Source organism: Lactobacillus sp. PSON (assembly GCF_052615405.1).
Window position 1 is genome coordinate 273,709 of the sequence record NZ_JBQXFW010000005.1, and the last position, 23,434, is coordinate 297,142.

Annotated in this window: 18 protein-coding genes; 3 read left to right on the forward strand and 15 right to left on the reverse strand. The window is 33.6% G+C overall.

Annotation, left to right across the window (positions count from 1 at the left end; genetic code table 11):
• Nucleotides 1-12: 12 nt before the first annotated feature.
• From ACTHPI_RS05325 to ACTHPI_RS05360, 8 genes are all read right to left on the reverse strand, one after another.
• Nucleotides 13-1,224 (reverse strand): phosphoglycerate kinase, encoded by a 1,212-nt coding sequence (locus ACTHPI_RS05325; RefSeq protein ID WP_445353139.1) that lies wholly within the window; start codon nucleotides 1,222-1,224, stop codon nucleotides 13-15.
• A 119-nt stretch (nucleotides 1,225-1,343) separates the two neighbouring features.
• A complete protein-coding gene (gap, locus tag ACTHPI_RS05330; RefSeq protein ID WP_445353140.1) occupies nucleotides 1,344-2,360 on the reverse strand; it encodes a type I glyceraldehyde-3-phosphate dehydrogenase in 1,017 nt (338 codons plus the stop codon).
• 54 nt (nucleotides 2,361-2,414) lie between these two features.
• A complete protein-coding gene (locus ACTHPI_RS05335; RefSeq protein WP_445353141.1) occupies nucleotides 2,415-3,446 on the reverse strand; it encodes a sugar-binding transcriptional regulator in 1,032 nt (343 codons plus the stop codon).
• Between the two features lie 353 nt (nucleotides 3,447-3,799).
• Entirely contained in the window at nucleotides 3,800-4,726 is a 927-nt protein-coding gene (locus ACTHPI_RS05340; protein ID WP_445353142.1) for a glycosyltransferase family 2 protein, read from the reverse strand.
• Nucleotides 4,723-6,606 (reverse strand): hypothetical protein, encoded by a 1,884-nt coding sequence (locus ACTHPI_RS05345; protein WP_445353143.1) that lies wholly within the window; start codon nucleotides 6,604-6,606, stop codon nucleotides 4,723-4,725. The genes ACTHPI_RS05340 and ACTHPI_RS05345 overlap by 4 nt, the downstream gene beginning before the upstream one ends.
• A gap of 9 nt (nucleotides 6,607-6,615) precedes the next feature.
• Nucleotides 6,616-7,023, reverse strand: a complete 408-nt coding sequence (locus ACTHPI_RS05350) for a GtrA family protein (protein ID WP_445353227.1) — start codon at nucleotides 7,021-7,023, stop codon at nucleotides 6,616-6,618.
• A 90-nt stretch (nucleotides 7,024-7,113) separates the two neighbouring features.
• The gene (locus ACTHPI_RS05355) at nucleotides 7,114-8,619 is read right to left on the reverse strand and encodes a bacterial Ig-like domain-containing protein (protein ID WP_445353144.1); all 1,506 of its coding nucleotides are present in this window, start codon (nucleotides 8,617-8,619) and stop codon (nucleotides 7,114-7,116) included.
• A 77-nt stretch (nucleotides 8,620-8,696) separates the two neighbouring features.
• Nucleotides 8,697-10,211: an LBA0864 family S-layer associated protein gene (locus tag ACTHPI_RS05360; protein ID WP_445353228.1), complete on the reverse strand. Its 1,515-nt coding sequence runs from the start codon at nucleotides 10,209-10,211 to the stop codon at nucleotides 8,697-8,699.
• A gap of 192 nt (nucleotides 10,212-10,403) precedes the next feature.
• Here ACTHPI_RS05360 and ACTHPI_RS05365 point away from each other — a divergent pair, with 192 nt between their 5' ends.
• Complete coding sequence (locus ACTHPI_RS05365; protein WP_445353145.1) at nucleotides 10,404-11,846, forward strand: APC family permease; 1,443 nt, start codon at nucleotides 10,404-10,406, stop codon at nucleotides 11,844-11,846.
• A 104-nt stretch (nucleotides 11,847-11,950) separates the two neighbouring features.
• Nucleotides 11,951-12,385, forward strand: a complete 435-nt coding sequence (locus tag ACTHPI_RS05370; RefSeq protein WP_445353146.1) for a Fur family transcriptional regulator — start codon at nucleotides 11,951-11,953, stop codon at nucleotides 12,383-12,385.
• A 29-nt stretch (nucleotides 12,386-12,414) separates the two neighbouring features.
• Here ACTHPI_RS05370 and ACTHPI_RS05375 read toward each other — a convergent pair whose 3' ends face one another.
• Nucleotides 12,415-14,100, reverse strand: coding sequence for an SH3-like domain-containing protein (locus tag ACTHPI_RS05375; RefSeq protein ID WP_445353147.1), 1,686 nt, complete (start codon nucleotides 14,098-14,100; stop codon nucleotides 12,415-12,417).
• Between the two features lie 199 nt (nucleotides 14,101-14,299).
• Here ACTHPI_RS05375 and clpP point away from each other — a divergent pair, with 199 nt between their 5' ends.
• Nucleotides 14,300-14,884 (forward strand): ATP-dependent Clp endopeptidase proteolytic subunit ClpP, encoded by a 585-nt coding sequence (gene clpP, locus ACTHPI_RS05380; protein WP_144354994.1) that lies wholly within the window; start codon nucleotides 14,300-14,302, stop codon nucleotides 14,882-14,884.
• Between the two features lie 43 nt (nucleotides 14,885-14,927).
• On the opposite strand, the gene whiA is transcribed toward clpP, so the two are convergent.
• The 6 genes from whiA to uvrB all read right to left on the reverse strand — a co-directional run bounded on the left by whiA (nucleotide 14,928) and on the right by uvrB (nucleotide 23,348).
• A complete protein-coding gene (gene whiA, locus ACTHPI_RS05385) occupies nucleotides 14,928-15,863 on the reverse strand; it encodes a DNA-binding protein WhiA (protein ID WP_445353148.1) in 936 nt (311 codons plus the stop codon).
• Complete coding sequence (locus tag ACTHPI_RS05390; protein ID WP_445353149.1) at nucleotides 15,856-16,899, reverse strand: gluconeogenesis factor YvcK family protein; 1,044 nt, start codon at nucleotides 16,897-16,899, stop codon at nucleotides 15,856-15,858. The genes whiA and ACTHPI_RS05390 overlap by 8 nt, the downstream gene beginning before the upstream one ends.
• A 13-nt stretch (nucleotides 16,900-16,912) precedes the next feature.
• Nucleotides 16,913-17,788, reverse strand: a complete 876-nt coding sequence (gene rapZ / locus ACTHPI_RS05395; RefSeq protein ID WP_445353150.1) for an RNase adapter RapZ — start codon at nucleotides 17,786-17,788, stop codon at nucleotides 16,913-16,915.
• Nucleotides 17,789-17,869: 81 nt separating this feature from the next.
• Nucleotides 17,870-18,412: an HdeD family acid-resistance protein gene (locus tag ACTHPI_RS05400; protein WP_445353151.1), complete on the reverse strand. Its 543-nt coding sequence runs from the start codon at nucleotides 18,410-18,412 to the stop codon at nucleotides 17,870-17,872.
• A 62-nt stretch (nucleotides 18,413-18,474) separates the two neighbouring features.
• Nucleotides 18,475-21,315 (reverse strand): excinuclease ABC subunit UvrA, encoded by a 2,841-nt coding sequence (gene uvrA / locus ACTHPI_RS05405; protein WP_445353152.1) that lies wholly within the window; start codon nucleotides 21,313-21,315, stop codon nucleotides 18,475-18,477.
• On the reverse strand, nucleotides 21,315-23,348 hold the full coding sequence (gene uvrB, locus ACTHPI_RS05410; protein ID WP_445353153.1) for an excinuclease ABC subunit UvrB: 2,034 nt from the start codon (nucleotides 23,346-23,348) through the stop codon (nucleotides 21,315-21,317). The genes uvrA and uvrB overlap by 1 nt, the downstream gene beginning before the upstream one ends.
• Nucleotides 23,349-23,434: the final 86 nt, after the last annotated feature.

A 23,434-nucleotide genomic window follows, 5' to 3' on the forward strand; every position in this document is an offset into this window, starting at 1 on the left:
TTTCCTAATTAATTACTTGTCTGAAACGCAAGCGATACCTGGTAATTCCTTACCTTCAAGGTAGTTAAGTGATGCACCACCACCAGTTGAAATGTGGCTGATCTTAGGTGCAATACCTAATTGCTTAGCAGCAGCAGTTGAGTCACCACCACCGATAATAGTTACGGCATCCTTAAGATCTGCAAGTGCACGACCAACTTCCAAAGTACCTTCTGCAAAGTTAGGCATTTCGAAAGCACCCATTGGTCCGTTCCAAACAACAGTCTTAGCATCCTTTAAAATGTCCTTGAACTTTTCAACAGTCTTAGGACCGATGTCAAGACCCATTTCGTTATCAGGAATATCATCACCAACTACTTCGTGTGAAGCATCGTTAGAAAATTCAGTTGCTGCAACGTTATCAACTGGAAGAACAATCTTGTCGCCAGCCTTTTCAAGCAATTCCTTAGCAAGTTCAACCTTATCAGCTTCAAAGAGTGACTTACCAATCTTGTGACCTTGAGCGGCTAAGAAAGTATATGCCATACCACCACCGATTAAAATGTGGTCTGACTTAGGAATCAAGTTTTCGATAACACCAATCTTGTCTGATACCTTAGCACCACCAAGAATAGTTACGAATGGGTGAACTGGGTTTTCAACAGCATCACCTAAGAATTGAATTTCCTTTTCAAGAAGGTAACCAGCAGCTGCAGGCTTACCATCTTTCTTCATAGCAGTAGCGATACCTACGTTTGATGCGTGGCTTCTGTGAGCAGTACCAAATGCATCGTTTACGAACATATCGCCAAGGCTTGCCCAGTATTCGCCAAGTTTTGGATCATTACCTGATTCACGCTTGCCGAAGTCATTGTCAATATCTTGGAAACGAGTGTTTTCAAGAACCACAACGTCGCCATCTTTCATGTTATTGATAGTTTCTTCAACTTCTTTACCTTCGTTAGATGGTACAAAAGTTACAGGCTTATCAAGTAATTCGCTTAAGCGTTCAGCAACTGGCTTAAGTGATAATTCTTTCTTATCGTCATCTGACTTAATACGACCCAAGTGTGAAAGTAAAATTGCTTTACCACCATGTTCAATGATGTACTTGATAGTAGGAAGTGCAGCAACGATACGGTTGTCATCACCGATAACGCCATCCTTAATAGGAACATTGAAGTCTACACGAACTAAAACTTTTTTACCTTTAACATCGAGATCTGAAACGATTAATTTAGCCATCGAAATCCCTCCGAAATTGATTTAATATCCAATATTTTTCTTTAAAAAAAGACGGAAGGAGAAAGAATCTCCCTCCGCCTTCTCATTACTACTTAACGTTAATCAGTTTAAACTACTAATTAAAGAGTAGCAAAGTGTAACAAAGTACGAACCATTTGGCAAGTAAATGACCATTCGTTGTCGTACCAAGCAACAGTCTTAACTAATTGCTTGTCACCTGCAGTAGTTACCATAGTTTGAGTTGGGTCAAAGATTGAACCTGCGCTCATACCAATGATGTCGCTTGAAACAACGTTGTTTGGTTCGTAAGCAAATGAAGGACTTTCGTACTTCTTCATAGCTGCGTTAACTTCGTCAGCAGTAACCTTCTTGTTCAAGATTGATACTAATTCAGTTACAGAACCATCTGGAACTGGAACACGTTGTGCGTGACCGTTCAACTTACCGTTCAATTCTGGAATTACAAGACCAATAGCCTTAGCAGCACCAGTTGAGTGAGGAATGATGTTGATTGCAGCAGCACGTGCAGCACGTAAGTTACCACCACGTACAGGACCGTCCAAAATCATTTGAGTTGAAGTGTAAGCGTGGATAGTAGTCATAGTACCAACTTCAACGCCAAATTCGTTTTGTAAAGCGTTAACCATTGGTGCCAATGAGTTAGTAGTACATGAACCAGCTGAAACGATCTTGTCATCAGCAGTCAAAGTGTCTTGGTTTACTGAGTAAACGATAGTCTTCAAATCGTTACCAGCAGGTGCTGAAATCAATACACGCTTTGCACCAGCGTCAAGGTGAGCTTGTGACTTAGCCTTGCTAGTGTAGAAACCAGTACATTCAAGAACGAAGTCTACGCCGTCGTTCTTAACCCAAGGAATGTTTTGAGCTTGTGGTTCTGCGTATACACGGTAGTTCTTGCCGTCTACAACGATTGAGTCGTCAGTAGCTGAAACTTCGTGGTCAAAAGTACCATGAGTTGAGTCGTACTTAAGCAAGTGTGCCAAAAGTGCTGGAGTAGTCAAGTCGTTGATTGCAACAACTTCGATGTCCTTTGACTTTTCGCCCAAGTCCATAATACGACGGAATGCTAAACGACCGATACGGCCGAAACCGTTAATACCAATTTTAACTGTCATAACCTAAAGTCCTCCTTAAGAACTATAAACAACAATTTATTTTAAACAGGAATGTTACTTCCTCTTTAAAATCTTATCTGAGGCACCTTCATCAGTAATTAACCAGGTTTGACGAGGTGCATTAGGCATATAAGCTTTGATTGCTTTTGCTTTTCTAGCTCCACAAGCAAATGCAAATATGTGGGGTATTTTCTTTAGATTCTCAAACTGCAATCCAACCTGGGTGATGCGGTCAACAATCTTTCCATTATCATCGAAGAAACACCCGAAACATTCGGTGATAGCTCCCTTTTCACGAAGTTCTGAGAGTTTAATTGAATTATACCCTCTTCTCTGCGCCATTTCCTGAGCTAAGCCAATTCCATGAATCACAGCATCGCTTTGGGATATATCTTGCAATAAATCACTAATTGAATCTTCCCTAATCAAAGATTTATAAGCACTAGAAGAAACCTGTTCTGGTAAATATAGAGTCTTGTAAGTACCAGAAGTCCTAGCTGCCATTTCTTGAACTATGGTATTACTTTGAGTTAAAACATTTTCACCCAAAGCTCCACGACCAGGAACAAATTCCAATTGACGATTATCACCTAAATGCGGTGATAAATATTTTGCAGATTTAGCAAGAGCAAGTCCTCCAAGAACAGTAACAATCGACTGACCAAGTGGCAAAAGCAAATTAAGCGCAGAGCTTAATGCTTCTCCCATTTCTTGATAAACACGATCTTGCAAATCGCTATTACCAGGAACTATGATAGTCCGTTCAATTCCAAGTCTTTTCGCTAATTTCAATTCAGTTTCACCTGCATTGAATAAACGGTCAATTACCGGAGCTGCATCTTGCAATGTCTTCTCGCCCTTTTCAGTTAAGAACATTCCAAAACTCTTTATCTCAATTAAACCAAGTTTTTTTAAATACTCAGTCTCAGTTCGAACATTCCGCTCTGAAAGCCCTAAATGCTGAGCTACACTTCTGCGTCCAATAGGTGCATTAAGTGATATTTGCTCAAGAACAAGATACCTTTGTCGAAGAATCTTTAAAACATCGGGAACTAGAGCTTCGAGCAGGGAAAAGTCCGAGTTCATAAGCTCCCTCCTTCCCCTGGGACATCATTCGACCATCTCTGTGTCATTTTCCGTCCCAGATTGCTTAAAAATATAAGAGAAACGCAGAATCATGTATTTCATTCGTACATTTCCCAATCGACATTGTTAGTATAACAATCTATTTTTAGTAATTCAAGAAAAATTTGCTTGAAATTAAAAATATTATAAATCAAGTGAAAAGGTTTTTATTTTTAATATTTTTTTGATATACTATAGTTTGCATATTATGGGTCCTTAGTGTAATGGATCGCACGTAAGATTCCGGTTCTTAAAATCTGGGTTCAACTCCCAGGGGACCCATAAAATAAGACGAGCTCGTATTAGAGCCCGTCTTATTTTTTCTCTTGAATTATATAAATCGGTCGATTCTTAACTTGTAAAAATATTTTACCAATATATCTTCCAATTATCCCAATACATAATAATTGTAAACCGCCAATCAATAAAATAATACTAACTAAACTAGCCCAACCAAAAACTGCAGCAGCAGGATTAATTAATTTTCTCACTATTACTGCAATTAAACCAATTATGGCTAATACAAAGGATGTACTGCCAATCCACACAGCAATACTCAAAGGAAACTGGGAAAAATCAGCAATCCCATCAAATGCATATTTAAATAGCTTTAAAGTTGTCCAATCACTTTCACCAGCTACTCTTTCAACATTATGATAATCCAAATATTTAGTCCTAAATCCTACCCACGAAAAAATCCCCTTTGAAAAACGGCTATATTCTTTCATTTCAAGAACTGAATTAACCATCTGTCTAGTCATCATTCGATAATCACGTACTCCAGGAAGAATTTGAGTATTAGAAATTTGATTGATAAATTTATAGAACATATCACTCAAAATAGATTTAAACTTAGATTCTCCTTTTCTATCTACTCTTCTAGTACCAATACAGTCCCAGTTGCCAGTTTCAAGCAAATTATACATTTTAGGTAAAAATGATGGTGGGTCTTGCAAATCAACATCCATATCTACTATGTAGTCTCCCGTAGCAGCCTGCAATCCTGCATATAAAGCCGCTTCTTTACCAAAATTTCTTGAAAAAGAAATATAGTGAACATTTGAATGCTGCTGATGTAACTTTCTTAATTCATCTAAAGTTCCATCACTTGAACCATCATTAACAAACCAGTACTCAACTTCTACATTCATCTGCGAAACAACTTTTTGTGTTGCTGGATAATATAAGGGAATTGTTTCTTGTTCATTGTAACAAGGTACAACTATTGATAATTTTTTCAAGATATCACTCTTTCTCTCTTTAAAAGTTTAAAAACTCCATAAACTACTAATAATATCCAAGAAACAATTGTAAGAACAAACAATATATTAAACCAAATAGGTGAATCAAATTTTAACACAGCTACATTCTTACCTAATTTTTGTTTTACGATTGGCGTTCCGATATAACCTAATTGAGGAGAAATAATTTTATTATTTAAAGTTAACCGTGATTGTTTATACATAATAATTGGTAACTTAACTCTTTTAGTGGTTTTACCATTCCACTCAAGCTGCAATTTTCCACCGTTCAATACACGATAAGAAAACTTATGAGCTAAATAAGGATTAACTATATCTTTAATGTAATAATAATCGACTAAAGAACCCGTCATTTTTTGGTAATAAGTTGGTAAATAATCTGGATTAACTTTAATAATTGTATTAAATAATTCTCCTCTTTTATTAGCATAATGTGTTAAATACCACACTTTAGTTAAATCAAGCGTATTCTTATAATAATCTCCACGTGTAGCAACCTTTACATAAAGATTACCTTGATCAGTATCTTTTATTCCATTTGCTTGATATTTTCCATGTAAGCCATAAACAAAATCATAATATTTTTCTTGTTTGTACATATTCTTACCAGTAAAGTACTTTTTTGACTTTACTTCATAAACTGCTCGATGATTAAAAGTAGTCCTTTGAACGATACGGGCATAATTAGCAGCATAATTTTCAATTATTACTAGCCCAACAAAACATAAAATAATTTTTTTAAAAATATTTTGCTTATTTAATTCTGTAACTGAAATTGCAATTCCTAACAATATAAGTGGATAAGCAACGGTCAATAACCTATGTGGAAATTGTAAATAATTTGTTAAGAACTCAGCTTTAGTTTGGATAACTTTCCAAGGAATTAGTGCACTAGATAGTAATAAAAAAACTGCTCCTTCTGTTGTTATTATCAAATTTATCTTTGATTTACTCCAAGTTAAAATAGCATAAAAAATTTGACCTAGTAGCAATACTAAAGTTAATTTTGTTATATTGTTTCTCAACGTTCCACAGTGATTTATAGTTAAGGCATTTATCGCTAATTGATGGCTTAAAGTTGGTGATATATTATTAGTTTTTAAGATTAATAATAAACTTCCCCATACATTTGCAGTTAAACATAAAGTTCCAAAAACAGCCTTAATCAAATCAATTATTATTTCTTTTTTAGAAGGATTTTTTATCAATGAAATAATCAAAAAAGGAATTAAAGTAATGGTAAATAAAATCGTACTAAGTAAATGTGTTTGAGCAATAATACTCATGATAAGCATCAAACGAATCCAGCGAATTGGTTGCTTTTTATCTTGAAGCATATTTACACCCTCAATGAACACAAAAGGCGCTATCGCTGCTCCCCAGGCCATCAGATTAGTATGATCAAACCAAGTCTGAATACCTCCAATATTAATATATAAAATGGCTATCATTGTAGAAATAATCTTATTAGCTCTACATTTTTGAGCTAATAAATACATCCCGCTCCCACCAATAATTCCAATAAAGAAATATGAAGTTAATTGATACTTATACCACGAACCCAGTACATATACTAAAAATCCATTTATATAAGCAAATAGCGGACCATATAAAGCGTTTATAATTCGCCCACTTTGCTGAAAGCCAAAATTACTTTGAAAATAAGAAAATTTTCCCGTTTTAAACTGTTCTGCAATATCATAAAAACGATTATAGTGAAATAGAGTATCAATGTCTAAAACCATTCCATGATTATCTAGCTGAACTTTCATAAGTAAATATGTAGCTATTATGATGGCAAAATATGGCCATGATTTTTCTAACCAATTTTGCCAATTAATTTTTTTAAAATCCTTCATGCCATTTTCCTATTTTTTAAAGGTTATAGCTTTATTTACTCCAAATTGTAAAAGTGTAGCTACAATAGTTGCAAGCATTTTTACAAGCATTTTGTCTTGATGCAATAAAGTAACAAAAATAAATAAGCACATTGTAGTAAACAAAGTTGTAATCTGACCTACAATATAATATTCAATAAAGCGCCTTAACATATGATCTTTTACTTTAAAATTAGTATAACTGTTCCAAAAGAAATTGTTAATTAAACCGCAACTAGAAGATATAAAATTCGCTAATTCAGGATTAAATTCTAAAATTAACGTTAATAATGCATAAACTCCAAAATCAACAAATAATCCTATAACTCCAATTAATCCATATTTAACTAATTGAATAAAACTTTCATTTTTAATTAAAGTTTGAATTTTTTCTCGCATAACTTCCAATTTATTCAGTCCTTGCATAGCATTTAATCTTTATCTTATCACAAAAAAGAAAGTGCTTGTTTGAAAAGCACTTTCTTAAGTTCATTTGATTTTACCAGACATTAATTCTGGTCGTTCAGCAAGCTCAACATATAAAGTGTCACCAACAGCACTTACTCCCTCGATTTCACGTCCTGTATCATAATGATGTGTACTTAAAAGCTTACCATTTCTAGCAATTCTCATGATGCAGTCATTAAAAGCAAGATAAAATTCCTTTTTCTTGCTATCATAAGTAAATCCTTGAACTGGAGAACCATTTTTCATAAATTCTCCATCAGTAACACCTATTTGCTTTGGATGCCAAGCATTTTTGTGGCGAGTAACTTCCCAATATTCAAACTTATGCTCACTGCCATTATGCTGAACTGCATAAAACTTTTTGTCGCTTACAAATGTAGCATTGTGAATGTACTTAGGTTTATTTTTGGAACCATTCCAAATTTTAAAGGTCCAAATTTTCTTAATTTGTAAATCTTTTTTACTAATCTGCATGATTTCTTCAGATTTTGGACTGTTTTTTAAATTATGATCATTAGCAATTACATAAAGATAATTCTTACTTGCGCTTAAAGTTTGACCATGACCTAACTTGATATACGGACTAATTTTTATATCTTTAGCTAAATTAACAAATTGATTCCATTCAATCCAAGGAAGCTTTTGCATTATGTACTTATCAGGAATTGCACTCATCTTATAGCTGACAATTCTTGCATGTTCTAAATATGGATGTAAATACATACTTGCATACATTCTTCCACCAGACATCACCATTCCTTCAGGAGTTGGTCCCATTGCACCAGTTGGCGTAGCCCCTTGGCTTAAAGTAGCAGGCTGATAGAAAACAGTCTTTAAATTCAATCCCTTACTTTTTAAAGTATGAGGCTTAGTTTCTGGAGCATAACTTGCTCCTTTTCCCCAATTTCCTGAGGTTTTATAGTGATGAAGCCAAGTTTTAGTAGTTCCACCTGATTGTGGTTTAGCTTTTCCTTTTTTGATACCTTCTTTTTTATTAGAACGCACTACAACAGTTGCAGTTGCATGTCCTTTTCCATAAGAATACTTAATCTTATGCTTACCTACTTTAGTTGAATCAACTTTTGATTTAGAAACATGAACTTTTCTAAAGTCCACAGAGGTTCCATGAGAATCTGTAGCATAATTTATTGCATCCCTAGTTGGAAAAGAATACTCAGGATTGTAAACCAAACTAATGTTTTTAGCGACAGAAATTTTATTTTTTGCAAAGGCATTTTCATTCACCCAACCAGCTAAATGACCATCAATTAAAACATACCAATAGTTTGTTTTTCCAACTCGCCTCATTTCACTAGCTTGATAATTTGCATAGCGTAATGTTTGCGTATTTACGCGCCATCCAGTTGGACCATTTTTGGTTAAATTAGTGTACACTCCATAATTTTTATTATTGATAATTTTAGTTTGATAACTTGAAAAAGTTTTAGCTAAAACTTTTTGTGGTTTTAATGTAGCCAAAATAATCATTGAAACACAGATTGCTAATCCACTTTTTATTAATTTCATCTATACCTATCCTAATTTTCCATTTAAAAAGGCTGCCTAAGGTATCTTAGGCAACTTTTTTATATTCAAAAATTTAATTAAATTTTTCCAGAAGTTAATTCTGCACGTTGAGCAAATTCTACATAAAGGTTAGAACCAGCTACTGACATACCTTCAATTTCACGACGGGTATTAAATTTATAGTGCTTTTCAGCAGTTCCATTTTCCTTAACTTTAAAGATGTTATCATTAAAGCCAATATAGAAATTACCATTTCCATATGCAAAGCCTTGAACTGGAGAACCGTTTGAAACAAAACTTCCTTGAGTTGCACCTACTTGCTCAGCATCCCATTCATCGCCATTTCTTGTTAGCTTCCAATATTCGTACTTATTGTAGCCACCATTGTGGAATAAGGCATACATAGTGTTATCACCAACAAAAGTAGCGTTGTGGATATAACGGTTATCAGCAATTCTAAATGTCCAAATTTTATTAATTTTCATATCACTTTTACGAATTTGAAGAATTTCTTCAGATTTTGGACCATTATTGTACTTATTATCATTAGCCATAACATAAATATATTTACTACTTGAGCCAAGAGATTGACCATGACCCAACTTAATATATGGACTTACTTTAATATTATTTGCATATGATTTAAAAGTACTCCATGACATAGTTGTTAAATTTTGAGCTGCAGTTTTACTCTTAATATGATTTAAATTGTATGAAACTAAATGTGCATGGTCGCTATTAGGATCAGAATACATTGAAGCAGTAAAAATACCATTATTTACCGTAATTCCTTCTGGACTAACACCAATCTGTCCCATTTTATCTGCTGCTTGGCCATAACCTAAACTAACAAAACGTGGCTGGAAAAGACGAGTTCTTAAAGTTAATCCATTATTACTAAAGGTATTAGAACTAGTTTCTGAAGTATAATGATGAGCTGCATTCCAATTGCGTGATGATCCTTTTGAACCACCTTTCCAAGCACTAACTGCTTTAAAGCCCTTCTTCGGAGCTGCATTTCCCACATTATTTGCTTCATTATCATTATTTCTTACAGTAACGTTAATCGAAGCTTTAGCCTTACCATAACTATAGTTAACCTTTGTACTGCCTGATTTAGCAGAACTAACTGAATTATGGTTTACACTGACTTTATTTGGATCAATAGCAGTACCTTGACCATCAGTTACATAGTTAATGGCATCTTTTGGATTAAAACTATAAGCTGCATTTTTAACTAAAGAAACATCTTTTGCAACAGAAATTTGATTTCGAGCAAAGAAGTTTTGACTTACCCAACCAACATGACGGCCATCAACATAAATATCCCAAAAATTACCTTTCTTAGTTGAAACATAACTCTTAGATTGAATTTGACCATGCTTGAAATACTTAGTGGAAGTAAATTTACTAGATGGTCCCTTTGATGACACTTTATGATAAATAGCATAGTTTTTGTTTCCTGCCACTTTAGTCACAGCCTTAGAGTAAATTTTTGCTTGAGCATTATTCGTATTTTTTCCAGCAAAAATAATTCCACTAGCTAAAATGGCACTTGTAACTAATGCGAATTTAAATGATTTTTTCAAAATTCTTCTCCCCAATATTTTAACTATTTTGTCCAAAAAATATTCTACTCCAAAATTATAAAAAATCCATAAACTTTCGTATTCGAAAATTTAATCTATATTGTGAAAATACACTTTATACTTTCCGCAAAGCACTTTTTATGTTATATAATGGAAGGGTTCACATTGGTAATATTTTTAAGGAGAACAAATTTTATGGTCGAATCTACAAACGAACACAAAAAAATGATGTGGTCGACACTAGCAATGATGGCCTTTTCTACTGTATGGGGATTTGGTAATGTTGTTAATGGTTTCGTCTACTTCGATGGAACTAAGGTTGTCTTCAGCTGGATCTTAATGTTCCTGCTTTATTTTGTCCCCTACGCCTTAATGGTAGGAGAATTAGGTGCCACTTTTAAAAATGCTGAAGGTGGTGTTTCTTCATGGGTAAATGCAACTATGGGTGCAAAATGGGCTTATTATGCTGGATGGACCTACTGGGCTTGTCACATTGTCTATATTTCAAGTAAAGGAACTGGTGGCTTGCGTGCAATGTCATGGGGGATTTTTGGCAATACAAATTGGTATGACAGTATCCCTACTGCTTGGACTCAATTTGCAACTCTAGTTGTATTTTTATTCTTTTGCTGGGTAACTAGTCGCGGAGTTCCAGTTCTTAAAAGTTTAGCTACAGTCGCTGGTTCTTCAATGTTTATTATGTCAATTCTTTTCATTGTTATGATGTTTGCAGCACCTGCTCTCAATCCTCATGCAAATTATTTAACAATTGACTTTAATTGGAAAAATTTACTTCCAACTTTTAATGTAAAATATTTAACTTCACTTTCAATCTTGGTATTTGCTGTTGGTGGATGTGAAAAAATTTCACCTTACGTAAATAAAGTTCAAGATCCATCCAAAAACTTCCCTAAAGCAATGATGGCTTTAGCTATTATGGTCATGATTTCTGCAATTTTAGGTACCTTTGCTATGGCAATGATGTTTGACCCCAAAATTGTTAATAATCATTTAAATGAATATATTTCAAATGGTCCATACATGGCCTTTCAAAGTTTAGGTGAATATTACCATGTTGGTGGATTATTTATGTATATCTATTCTTGGTGTAATGTAATTGGACAATTCTCTACATTAGTAATCAGTATCGATGCTCCACTTAGAATGCTTTTAGGCAGTAAAGAAGCTAAAGCTTTTATTCCAAAAAAATTATTAAAATTAAACAAGCATGGTGCTTATATTAATGGTATTTGGATGGTTGTTGTTTTATCAGGTGGCTTAATTATAGCTCAAGCACTTTTGCCTGATGCACAAAGTGTAATGGCACAGTTAGTTAAATTAAATTCAACTACTATGCCAATGCGTTATCTCTGGGTATTTGCAGCTTATATAGCTCTTAGAAAGCAACAAGAAAAGTTCGTAACTTCTTATCAAATGACAAAAAGTCAAGGACTAGCTTATACTGCTGGAATCTGGTGTTTTACAGTTACAGCCGCCTGTTGTATTTTAGGAATCTATTCGCCAGATCCATTTACACTATTTTTAAACATTGCAACTCCAATTGTCTTAGTTGCTTTAGGTCTTATCTTACCTGCCATCAAAAAACAGCAAGATGGTGATAATGCCTTACTTGATTAAAGTAATTTAGAAATAATCTAAACTAAAACGCTCCAAATGGAGCGTTTTTCACTTAATCGTGATAAACTATTTTTATAGAAAACATTCTGGAGGTATTTTTAAATATGAATTTAGAAGAAAAGGCTGAAACACTACTTCATACTTATAACTTAAAAGCAACTAAACCTCGTATTAAAATATTATGCTATTTAATGAATCACCATAATCATCCAACTGTTGAAATGATTTATCATGCTCTAGATGAAAAAATCAACCGAGCAACTGTTTATAATACCCTTAACGCCTTAGCAAAAGTAGGAATAATTATTGAAATTAAAAATGGTGATAATTCTACTCACTATGATTATTTTGTTAAACCTCATTTTCATATTATATGTAAAAATTGCGGAAAAATTGCGGATGTCATTTATCCTAATTTTGATCAAATAGAAAATGAAATGCGAAAAAGTGCTGAAGAACAAACAAATTTTATCGCTTCTGCTAGTCATTTAGAAATTTATGGACTTTGTCCTGAATGTCAAATTAAAGTAAAAAAATAAGAGTGAAAAATTTCACTCTTATTTTTATTTTAATCAGTTAATTTATTGCTTTCAAGAAGCTCTGCACGTTGTGCTAAGTTTACATACAATCTATTGTTAGAAATTGACAAACCTTCAATTTCACGACCTGTATTAATTTGGTAACCATCTTTAAAAGTACCATCATAGCCAATTTTAGCAATTACATCGTTAAATCCAATGTAAAAGTTTCTATTTACTGGATCATAAGTAAAACCTTGTACTGGAGCATTGCCCTTTACAATTGTACCCTCAGTTGCACCAACTAATTCTGAATACCAGTTATCTCCCTTACGAGTTAATTTCCAGTATTCATAACGATTCTTATTCTTATCGAAATATAAACCATACATAGTATGATCATCAACAACTACTGCATTTTGGTAATAACGAGAATCTTCTGAATCCCCATTATTCCAAGTCTTAACAGTCCAAATCTTGTTGATGCACATATCACTTTTTCTAATTTGAACTAATTCTTCTGAAAAATCAGTTTGATGTTGAGTATGGTCATTAACTAATGCATAAACATATTTATCAGTAGAGCCCAAAGCTTGTCCATGTCCTACAGGAATATATGGACTTACTTTAATATCTTTTACATAAGTATTGAATCTCTTTTGACTCATCTTAGAAGTATCTGTTAAATATTGAGGTTCATATGGATCAGTTAGCTTACTTAAATCATATCCAACAATATGTCCCTTCATATCTTCTGTAGTACTTAAAAGACTTGTATATGCCCAATTATTTGAAACGGTTACACCTTCTGGAATATGACCAACACGATTAATTGGACCATCATCAGCACTTGTTTGAACACTTAAAAATACTGGTTGATATAACTTAGTGCTTAAAGTTAAACCATTAGCTGAATAAGTATGTAACTTAGTTTCAGGAGTAGATTCTTGTGGACTTAAATAGTTAATTGAGGCTCCATAGTGCTTAGACCATGAATCATAACTACTTGGTCCTTTTTTAGCAACTACACTGTCAGCACTATTATCCATACCTTCTTTAGTACTCTTTCTAACAGTGAATTTAACTGTTGCTTTAGCAGAACCATAAGTATATTTTACATTGTAAGACTTAGGCTTAGAAGCATCAATTTTAGCTTTAGATACAGCAATATCTTTATTATCAACTACTGTACCAGTTGCATCAGTTGCATAACTAATTGCGTTTTGAGTACTGTAGTCACCATCTGGACTATCATTTCTAACTAAAGTAACACTCTTAGCTGCTTCGATAACATTTCTTGCAAAGTAATTTTCATTAACCCAACCTACACGTCGACCATTTACATAAATTAGCCAATAAGTGTACTTCTTAGTTTTAATACTTTGATTAGATTGAATATGAGCATAGCGGAAGTTCATTCCATCTGCTACTTTTTTATGAACTTTTCCACCTGATACTGATTGCCAAACCTTATAATTTTTATCGCCAGCTACCTTAGTCATAACTTCATAACTAGTGGTTATTTGAACTGGTTGCTTCTTTTTATTGTCAGTTGGCTCATCAGAGCTAATTTTCTTTTCATCAGTTGCATCAGTTTTATCTGCTACTTTTTTATTTGTTTTAACAGTTTTTTGTGTAGCTTTAGTTGCCGCAAAAGTAGTATTGTTAGAACTTACAAGAAGTCCAAAACTTGCAGCTAAAGCAGATGCACAAGTTAATAATTTTGTATAATTCAAAAAATCCCTCCACAATTTTAAACACTACTTGTATTATAATATGAAATCAAGCTTATTAATAATACAAATTCGTTAAAAAGAAGCTCGAAAATATTAAATTTAAGGCTCATTAGTTGACATGAATAAAAGTAAGTGATTTAATTAGCACTGTACTCTTAAGAGTGCTAATTATTTAGATTTATATAATAGGAGGCTATTTATGCTCGTACCTACAGTTATTGAACAAACAGCACGTGGTGAACGTTCATACGACATTTACTCACGTTTATTAAAAGACAGAATTATTATGCTTAGCGGCGAAATCAATGACCAAATGGCTAATTCAATCATCGCCCAATTACTATTCCTTGACGCACAAGACAATACTAAAGACATTTCTCTTTACATTAATTCACCAGGTGGTGTAATTACATCTGGTCTTGCAATTATGGATACTATGAACTTTATTAAGTCCGATGTTTCAACTATTGCAATCGGTATGGCTGCTTCAATGGCATCTATTCTTTTAACAAGTGGTGCTAAAGGAAAGCGTTTTGCTCTTCCAAACTCAACTGTTTTAATTCACCAACCACTTGGCGGTGCTCAAGGTCAACAAACTGAAATTGAAATTGCAGCTCAAGAAATTTTGAAGAGCCGTAAAAAGCTTAACCAAATTTTACATGAAACTACTGGTCAACCTATTGAAAAGATTCAAAAAGATACCGAACGTGATAATTACTTAACTGCTGAAGAAGCTAAGGAATACGGTTTAATTGATGAAATCATGGTTAACCAAAAGAAATAATCTTCTAAATAACAAAAATGATGACTCAATGAGTCATCATTTTTTAATTTCTTAAACTATCTGCTAAATCACGAAGCTTTTTAAAGCGATGATTAACACCTGACTTTGAAATTGGACCATCTGGCAATTGCGCAGCTACTTCTTTTAAAGGTAATTCTGGGTGAGCTAATCTAAAACGAGCCAAACTTTCTAATTTTTCAGGAAGAGAATCTAAGCCCTGCTTTTCCTCAATTAACTGAATATCTTCCACTTGTTTGGCAGATGCTGAAGCTGTCTTTTTCATATTTGCAGTATCACAATTTACTAAGCGATTAACCGAATTTCGCATATCACGCATAATTCTTAAATCCTCAAATGCCAGCATAGCATTAAGTGCGCCAACAATATGTAAAAAGTCTCCAATTTTTTCTGCTTCTTTTAAATATACGATATAACCTCTACGACGCTTAGTTTTTTTAGCATTTAAGTAAAAATACTTGTTCATTAACTCAGCTAAATCGTTATTATGATCTTCATAAGTAGAATAAATTTCTAAATGATAACGACTAGTTTCAGGATTATTAACACTACCACCAGCCAAAAAAGCTCCTCGCAAATATGACATTGCACCTTCACGAGATTTCATAATTCTTTCTGGAACTCTAGTTACTAAACCTTTTTCATGATCCCAGATTTGTAAATTTTCCATAATCTCTTGTACATTATGTTGCAAACGCACTAAATATTGGTTATTTTTTTTTAGTTTCATTTTCTTTGAAACAATTAATAAAGGTTCAACACCATAAGCTACTTTAATCAATGAAAAAATATGACGAGCGATAGCTGGATTTTCAGTGGTTATATCTAAACTAAACTCATGATTATGAAGATTTAAAACACCATTCATACGCAAAAAAGCAGCTAATTCAGCTTTAGCGTGCTCTGGATGCACGGGAAGTGAAGTTAGCTCTTTTTTTACATCACTTGCATAACTAACCATTATTATCAGCGATTCTTCTACGTGACATAGCTTCAAAAGCCAAACTGATAATTTCTTTAGCTACTTTTTCACCATCATGAAAAACTAACCCATGTCGTTGATCAATAAAATCATCTGTAATTACACGGCAATTTTGTGCCTTCAAGCCAGCAAAATCATTACTTACTGGGTCTAAATATTCATCATAATCTTCAGGATGAAACTTACTCATATCAATTTTAGCTCCATTAACTAAAGCTGTATTAATATAATTTCCTCCTAAATGATCATTAATAACCTTAACATGGTCACTATCACTAAAATGATCAGTTTCTCCACGTTGAGTCATAATATTACAAATATAAATTACTTCTGCGCTAGTTTCACGAACTGCTTCTCCTAAGTTAGAAATCATCAAATTCGGTAAAATTGAAGTAAATAAACTTCCCGGACCTAAAACTACAGCATCAGCTTGCATTATCGCTGCAAGAACCGGCAAAACTGCAGTTGGTTCTTGATCAGAATCTGAATCAGTTACCCAAACTCTTTTAATCCTTTTATCTTTTGAAGTAATCTCAGTTTCTCCAGATTCAAAACTACCATCTACAAATTCTGCATTCAAAGTTAATGGTTCATTTGAAGCAGGAAAAACATGTCCATCAACATGCATCATTTTTGACAATGACTGAACTGCATCAAAAATATTTCCATGCATTTCATTTAAAGCTGCAATAATTAAATTACCGATAGCATGCCCAGAGAAAAATGAATCTGAGGAATCAAAACGATATTGAAAAATATTCTTTTCTTCTCTTGGGATATCACTAAGTGAAACTAAAACATTTCTAATATCACCTGGAGGAACAACATTAATAAAGTTTCTAATTGAACCAGATGACCCTCCATCATCTGAAACAGTTACAATAGCCGTAATTTCTGCATTTTGCTTTTTTAAAGCGTTCAAAATAACTGGTAGACCTGTTCCACCGCCAATAACCACAACCTTAGGTCGGCGTGCTTTTATAACACGAATAATTCTATTTTCACCAAAAGACATTGTGGCTATTCACCTACTTTCTAATATAACGACTGACTTCACGGTGGGTAATATCAACTGGATATTTCTTAGCTAAATCACGAGCAAGCTGCTGAGCAATTGATACACTTCTGTGTTGACCGCCCGTACAACCAATCGCAATTGTTAATTTTTCTTTTCCTTCTTTAATATACCCTGGAATTGCCGTTTTTAATAAATCTAATAATTTTTCATAGAATACTTTCGTCTCTTCTTTATTCATGACATAGTCAAAAACTCGCTTATCAAGTCCCGTAAAAGGACGTAATTCAGGAATATAAAATGGATTTGGCAAAAAACGTACATCCATTACAATATCTGCATCAATCGGCATTCCATATTTAAAGCCAAAACTCATTACTTCAATTGAAAATGGCTGACGCTTTGAATCACTAAATTCATTGATTAACTTTTGTCTAAGCTCTTTAGTTGAAAGCTTAGAAGTATCAATAATGTAGTTAGCACGGTTTTTGATTGGATTCAAAATCCGACGCTCTTCCAAAATACCATCAAGTAATCTACCATTAGCTGCAAGCGGAGGCAAACGACGTGTTTCTTTATATCTTGCAACTAGAGTATCATCACTAGCATCAAGAAACACAATTGTAGCTTGAACTTTTCCATTATCTTCAAGAGAATTAACTTCATCAAGTAAATCAGTATAAAAACTCTTAACTCTAAGGTCAATAACTACTGCTACTTTTTGATAATCATTAGAATTAATCATTAAATCCCAAAAACTACTAAGAAGTGTTGGTGGTAAATTATCAACCACAAAATATCCCATATCTTCTAAAGCATGAGAGGCAACAGTTTTTCCTGCGCCACTCATCCCTGTTACAATTAGCAATTGCTTTTTTTCTTCAGCCATGAAAGTAGCCTCCTTCTAAAATATTATAACATACCGGGTGTGCCATTTTCAGCCATAAAAAAAAGCCTTTCGGCTTCTTTATTAGCGATGCATCCATGCAGTTACAATTTCATTAATTCCAAATACCAATAACCAGAATGATACTAACCACACCAAACTAATCATTGCAATAACTGGGTTGAAAATTAAGAATATAGCAATAATTAAACTTAAAATATTCATAATCAAGCTAAATACAAAATACCCAGTTGAAATATCTTTCAAATGCCATGAAAAGGCAATTCCAACTATTGAATCAACAAAAAACCAAATTGCAAATAAGTAAGCAATTGTTAATGCACCAATATCATATGAACATAGGAATAAGACACCAATAATAATATCTAAAATTCCTGATACCAAAGTTACCCAGCTACGTGAGAAAAATCCTCTAAAACGTGAGTAAGCTGCAAACCATACAAACCCTTGCACAATTGACAAAATACCAAAAAGTAATACAAAGGCATGTAAACTCTTACCTGGGTGTCGCATTAAAAGAAAAGCTACAATAACCATTAAGACACCAGCAATAAAGGCGCCCCAATCAAAGCCATTGCTCCTTCTTGAAGTAGAAAAATTATCCATAAGTTTATCCTCCTTGGATAATATTGTACACTTCTTAAGATTTTTTTAAAAACAAAATGGAATTATTTTTTAGCTTCTTTTGTTAATTTGGTATCACGTTCTAATACTGGCTTCAAGTATTTTCCAGTATAACTTTTCTTATTTTGGGCTACTTCTTCAGGAGTACCAACAGCAACAATTTGGCCACCACCATCTCCTCCTTCAGGACCCAAATCAATTAACCAATCAGCACATTTAATAACGTCAAGATTATGTTCAATAATTAAAACTGTATTTCCTTCATCAACTAAGCGTTGTAAAACTTCCATTAAACGTTTGATATCGTCTGTATGAAGACCTGTTGTTGGCTCATCCAAAATATAAAAGTTTTTACCAGTGGATAATTTTTGAAGTTCAGCTGCTAATTTCATTCTTTGAGCTTCTCCACCCGAAAGAGTAGTGGCAGATTGACCTAATTTTACATAACCAAGACCTACATCAACAATTGTTTGCAATTTTCTTTGAATTTTAGGAATATTTTCAAAAAATTTAGTAGCTTCATTAATTGTCATATCCAGAACTTGAGCGATATTTTTCTCTCGATAAGTTACTTCGAGGGTTTCAGAATTATAACGAGTTCCATGACATACTTCGCATGGAACATAAACATCTGGTAAAAAGTTCATTTCAATTTTAATAATTCCGTCTCCATGACAAGCTTCACAGCGGCCACCTTTAACATTGAAAGAAAATCTCGCTTTAGTATATCCACGCATTTTAGCTTCATTAGTCTGAGCAAAAAGAGTTCTAATATCATCAAATACACTTGTATAAGTTGCAGGATTACTGCGTGGAGTTCGACCTATTGGACTTTGATCAATATCAATGATTTTTTCAATATTTTTATAACCAGTGATTGATTTATATTTTCCTGGTTTTAAAGAATTATTATTTAATTTTTGAGATAATGCTCTCTTCAAAATCATATTAACTAAAGTTGACTTCCCTGATCCAGATACTCCTGTCACTACGTTTAATTTACCCAATGGAAAATCAACATCAATATTTTTTAAGTTATTTTCTTGTGCACCCTTGACGGTAATCTTTTTACCATTACCTTTTCTTCGATTTAATGGCACAGGAACAAATTTTTTACCTGATAAATACTGACCAGTTAAAGATTTAGGATTATTTTCTACTTCTTCTGGTGTTCCTGCGGCCATCACTTGACCACCATAACTACCAGCACCAGGTCCCATATCAATTAAATAATCTGCTTGTCGCATAGTTTCATCATCATGTTCCACAACAATTAAGGAATTACCTAAGTCTCTCATTCTCTTAAGTGAACTAATTAAACGGTCGTTATCACGCTGATGCAATCCAATTGAAGGTTCATCTAAAACATACATAACTCCTGATAAGTTAGAACCAATTTGTGTTGCTAATCTAATACGTTGAGCTTCACCACCTGATAATGTATTAGCAGAACGAGAAAGAGTTAAATAGTCCAAGCCTACACTATCTAAGAAGGATAATCTATCACGAACTTCTTTCAAGATTGGCTTAGCAATTGTTGTCTTTTGTTCATTAAACTTTACCTGCTTAAAAAATGTTAAAGCCTTATTAATTGATAAGTCTGAAGCTTCTGCAATATCTTTACCATCTATCTTAACAGCCAATGCTTTTTCATTAAGACGCTTACCATGGCAAACTGAACAAGTAAGTTCTGTCATATATTTTGCCATTGCATCCCTCATAAATTTTGACATTGGACGGCGATAACGCCGCTCCACATTAACCATTACTCCTTCAAAAGGTTGAGTAGTATCATTTACCCCAAAATCACCTTCCAAATGAAATTTAACTTCTTTTTTTGATCCAAATAAAATTGTTTCTCTTTGTTTTTTTGTCAATTTATTGAAAGGCTTATCCATTGGAATTTTAAGAGCAGCACAAGCTTGTTCAAGCATTCCGGTATAATATTTAGAATTTTGCCAAGGTGCTAATGCTCCCTTAGCTAAAGACTTAGTCTTATCTGGAACAACTAAATCTTCATCTACTGATAGCTTCATTCCTAATCCGTCACAAGCATCACAGGCTCCAAATGGAGCATTAAATGAAAATAATCTAGGTTCCATTTCACCTACTGTGAAGCCGCATTTTGGACAAGCATAATATTCAGAAAAATTCATCATTTCTGATCCAATTACATCAACATTCATATATCCATCTGATAAGCGAAGAGCGGCTTCAACTGAATCAAATAAGCGTGAACGAATACTTTCTTTAATAATCAGACGATCAACCACAATACTAATTGAGTGACGTTTATTCTTTTTTAATTCAAAGTCCTCATCAATTTCATGCATTTCTCCATCGACAACAACTCTTACATACCCTGCTCTTTGCACACGTTTAAAGACTTCTTTATGTTCTCCTCGTTTATCACGCACTACTGGTGCCAATAATTGAATTTTACTCCTCTCAGGAAGTGCCATAATTCTGTCAACCATTTGGTCAACACTCTGTCTTTCAATTACAGTACTATCATTTGGACAAACTGGTGTACCAACTCTTGCCCATAAAAGTCTCAAATAGTCATTAATTTCAGTAACAGTTCCTACAGTTGACCGAGGATTATGAGAGGTCGTTTTTTGATCAATTGAAATTGCTGGATTAAGACCATCAATGGAGTCAACATCCGGCTTATCCATTTGACCCAAAAATTGTCTGGCATAACTAGAAAGTGATTGCACATATCTTCTTCGTCCTTCAGCATATAAGGTATCAAAAGCTAAAGAGCTTTTACCAGATCCAGATAAACCAGTAATAACAACTAATTTATCTTTTGGAATAGTTATATCCACATCTTTTAAATTATGTTCACGTGCACCACGAATAACAATTTTATCATTTACCATTAAATGTTTTTACCTTTCTTTTTAATAGGCTTTTTTGATGAATTTTCAAGTTCCATAATTGCATCACGAAGAGTTGCTGCTTCCTCAAAATCAAGCTTTTTAGCAGCTTCTTGCATTTGCTGGCGTAAATTCTTAATCATAGTTGCCTTTTGTTTAGCCGTTAATTCATCAAAGTTAAGATCAGCAAAACTATCACTATCTTCTTTATTATCTACTGGCTTAGTTGCTGAAATAATATCACGTACTGGTTTAATAATAGTTTTAGGAGTAATTCCATGTTCTTCATTGAACTTCATCTGAATACTGCGACGACGATTAGTAGCATCAATCGCCATCTTCATTGAATCAGTAACCTTATCAGCATACATGATAACTTCTCCATTGCTATTTCTAGCAGCACGACCCATTGTTTGAACAAGAGGACGATAAGCTCGTAAAAATCCTTCCTTATCTGCATCTAAAATAGCTACAAGAGAAACTTCAGGAACATCAATTCCTTCACGCAATAGATTGATTCCAATTAATACATCAAATTTACCTAAACGTAAATCACGCAAAATTTGCATTCGCTCTAAAGTTTTAATATCAGAATGAAGATAACGAACTTTAATTCCTAAATCTTTCAAATAATCAGTCAAGTCTTCAGCCATTTTTTTAGTTAATGTAGTAACAAAAACTCGCTCATCACGTTCAATTCGCTTATTGATTTCTCCAACCAAATCATCAATTTGACCATCAATTGGTCGAACTTCAACTTTTGGATCAAGCAAACCAGTTGGTCGAATAATTTGTTCAACTTTATGATCAGTTCGCTCTAATTCATAGTCTCCTGGCGTTGCAGAAACATACAAGATTTGATTAACATGCTTTTCAAACTCTTGAATTTTAAGTGGACGATTATCGAGAGCTGATGGTAATCTAAAACCATAATCAATTAAAGTTTTTTTACGATTACGATCCCCATTATACATTGCACGAATTTCAGGCATAGTTGCGTGAGATTCATCAATTAAAATTAGAAAATCATCTGGGAAAAAGTCAAGCAAAGTGTATGGCGGCTCTCCAGCTTTTCTTGCTTCCATATGACGAGAATAATTTTCAATTCCGTTAGTGTAACCTACTTCTCCCATCATTTCCATATCATAAGTAGTACGTTGCTTGATTCGCTGAGCTTCAAGAAGTTTTCCTTCTCCTTCAAACTTCTTAACTTGCAGATTCATTTCTTTTGAAATTGCACCAAGAGCGCGTCTCAATTGCTCATCATTTGTCATAAAGTGCGTAGCTGGAAAAAGTGAAATTGTTTCTCTTTCTCCAATTACTTCCCCAGTCAAAGAATCAATTTCAACTATACGATCTATTTCATCTCCAAAAAATTCTACTCGATAAGCATGATTAGAATTTCCAGCTGGAAAAATTTCTACTACATCTCCACGAACTCGGAACCTTCCACGTTGAAAATCAATATCATTTCGATCATATTGAATATTTACTAAATCACGCAAAAGAGTATTTCTTTCATACTCATCTCCTTCATGAAGAGTTAATACACTTTTAGCATATTCACGAGGATCCCCTAACCCATAAATGCAAGAAACACTAGCCACTACAATAACATCATTTCGTTCCATTAAAGCACTAGTAGCAGCATGTCGAAGTTGATCAATTTCATCATTAATTGATGAGTCTTTTTCAATATAAGTATCAGATTGTGGTACATAAGCTTCAGGTTGATAATAATCATAATAAGAAACAAAATATTCTACAGCATTATTTGGAAAAAAATCCTTGAACTCTCCATATAATTGTCCAACTAAGGTTTTATTGTGAGAAATTACCAAGGTAGGTTTGTTTAATTTGGCAATAATATTTGCCATAGTAAAAGTTTTACCAGTACCTGTTGCACCTTCCAAGATTTGTTCCTTATAGCCCTTTTTAAAACCATCAGCTAATTTATCAATTGCTTGTTCTTGATCACCAGCAGGTTTAAATTTAGAAACTAATTCAAACTTCCGATTCTTTTGCCTTTTTATCATCTAAAACACCTCGCGAAAAAAAGTTGGACCAAATTAATTGTCCAACTTTCGAATTTTATTTATATTTTACTACCACGAACGTATTT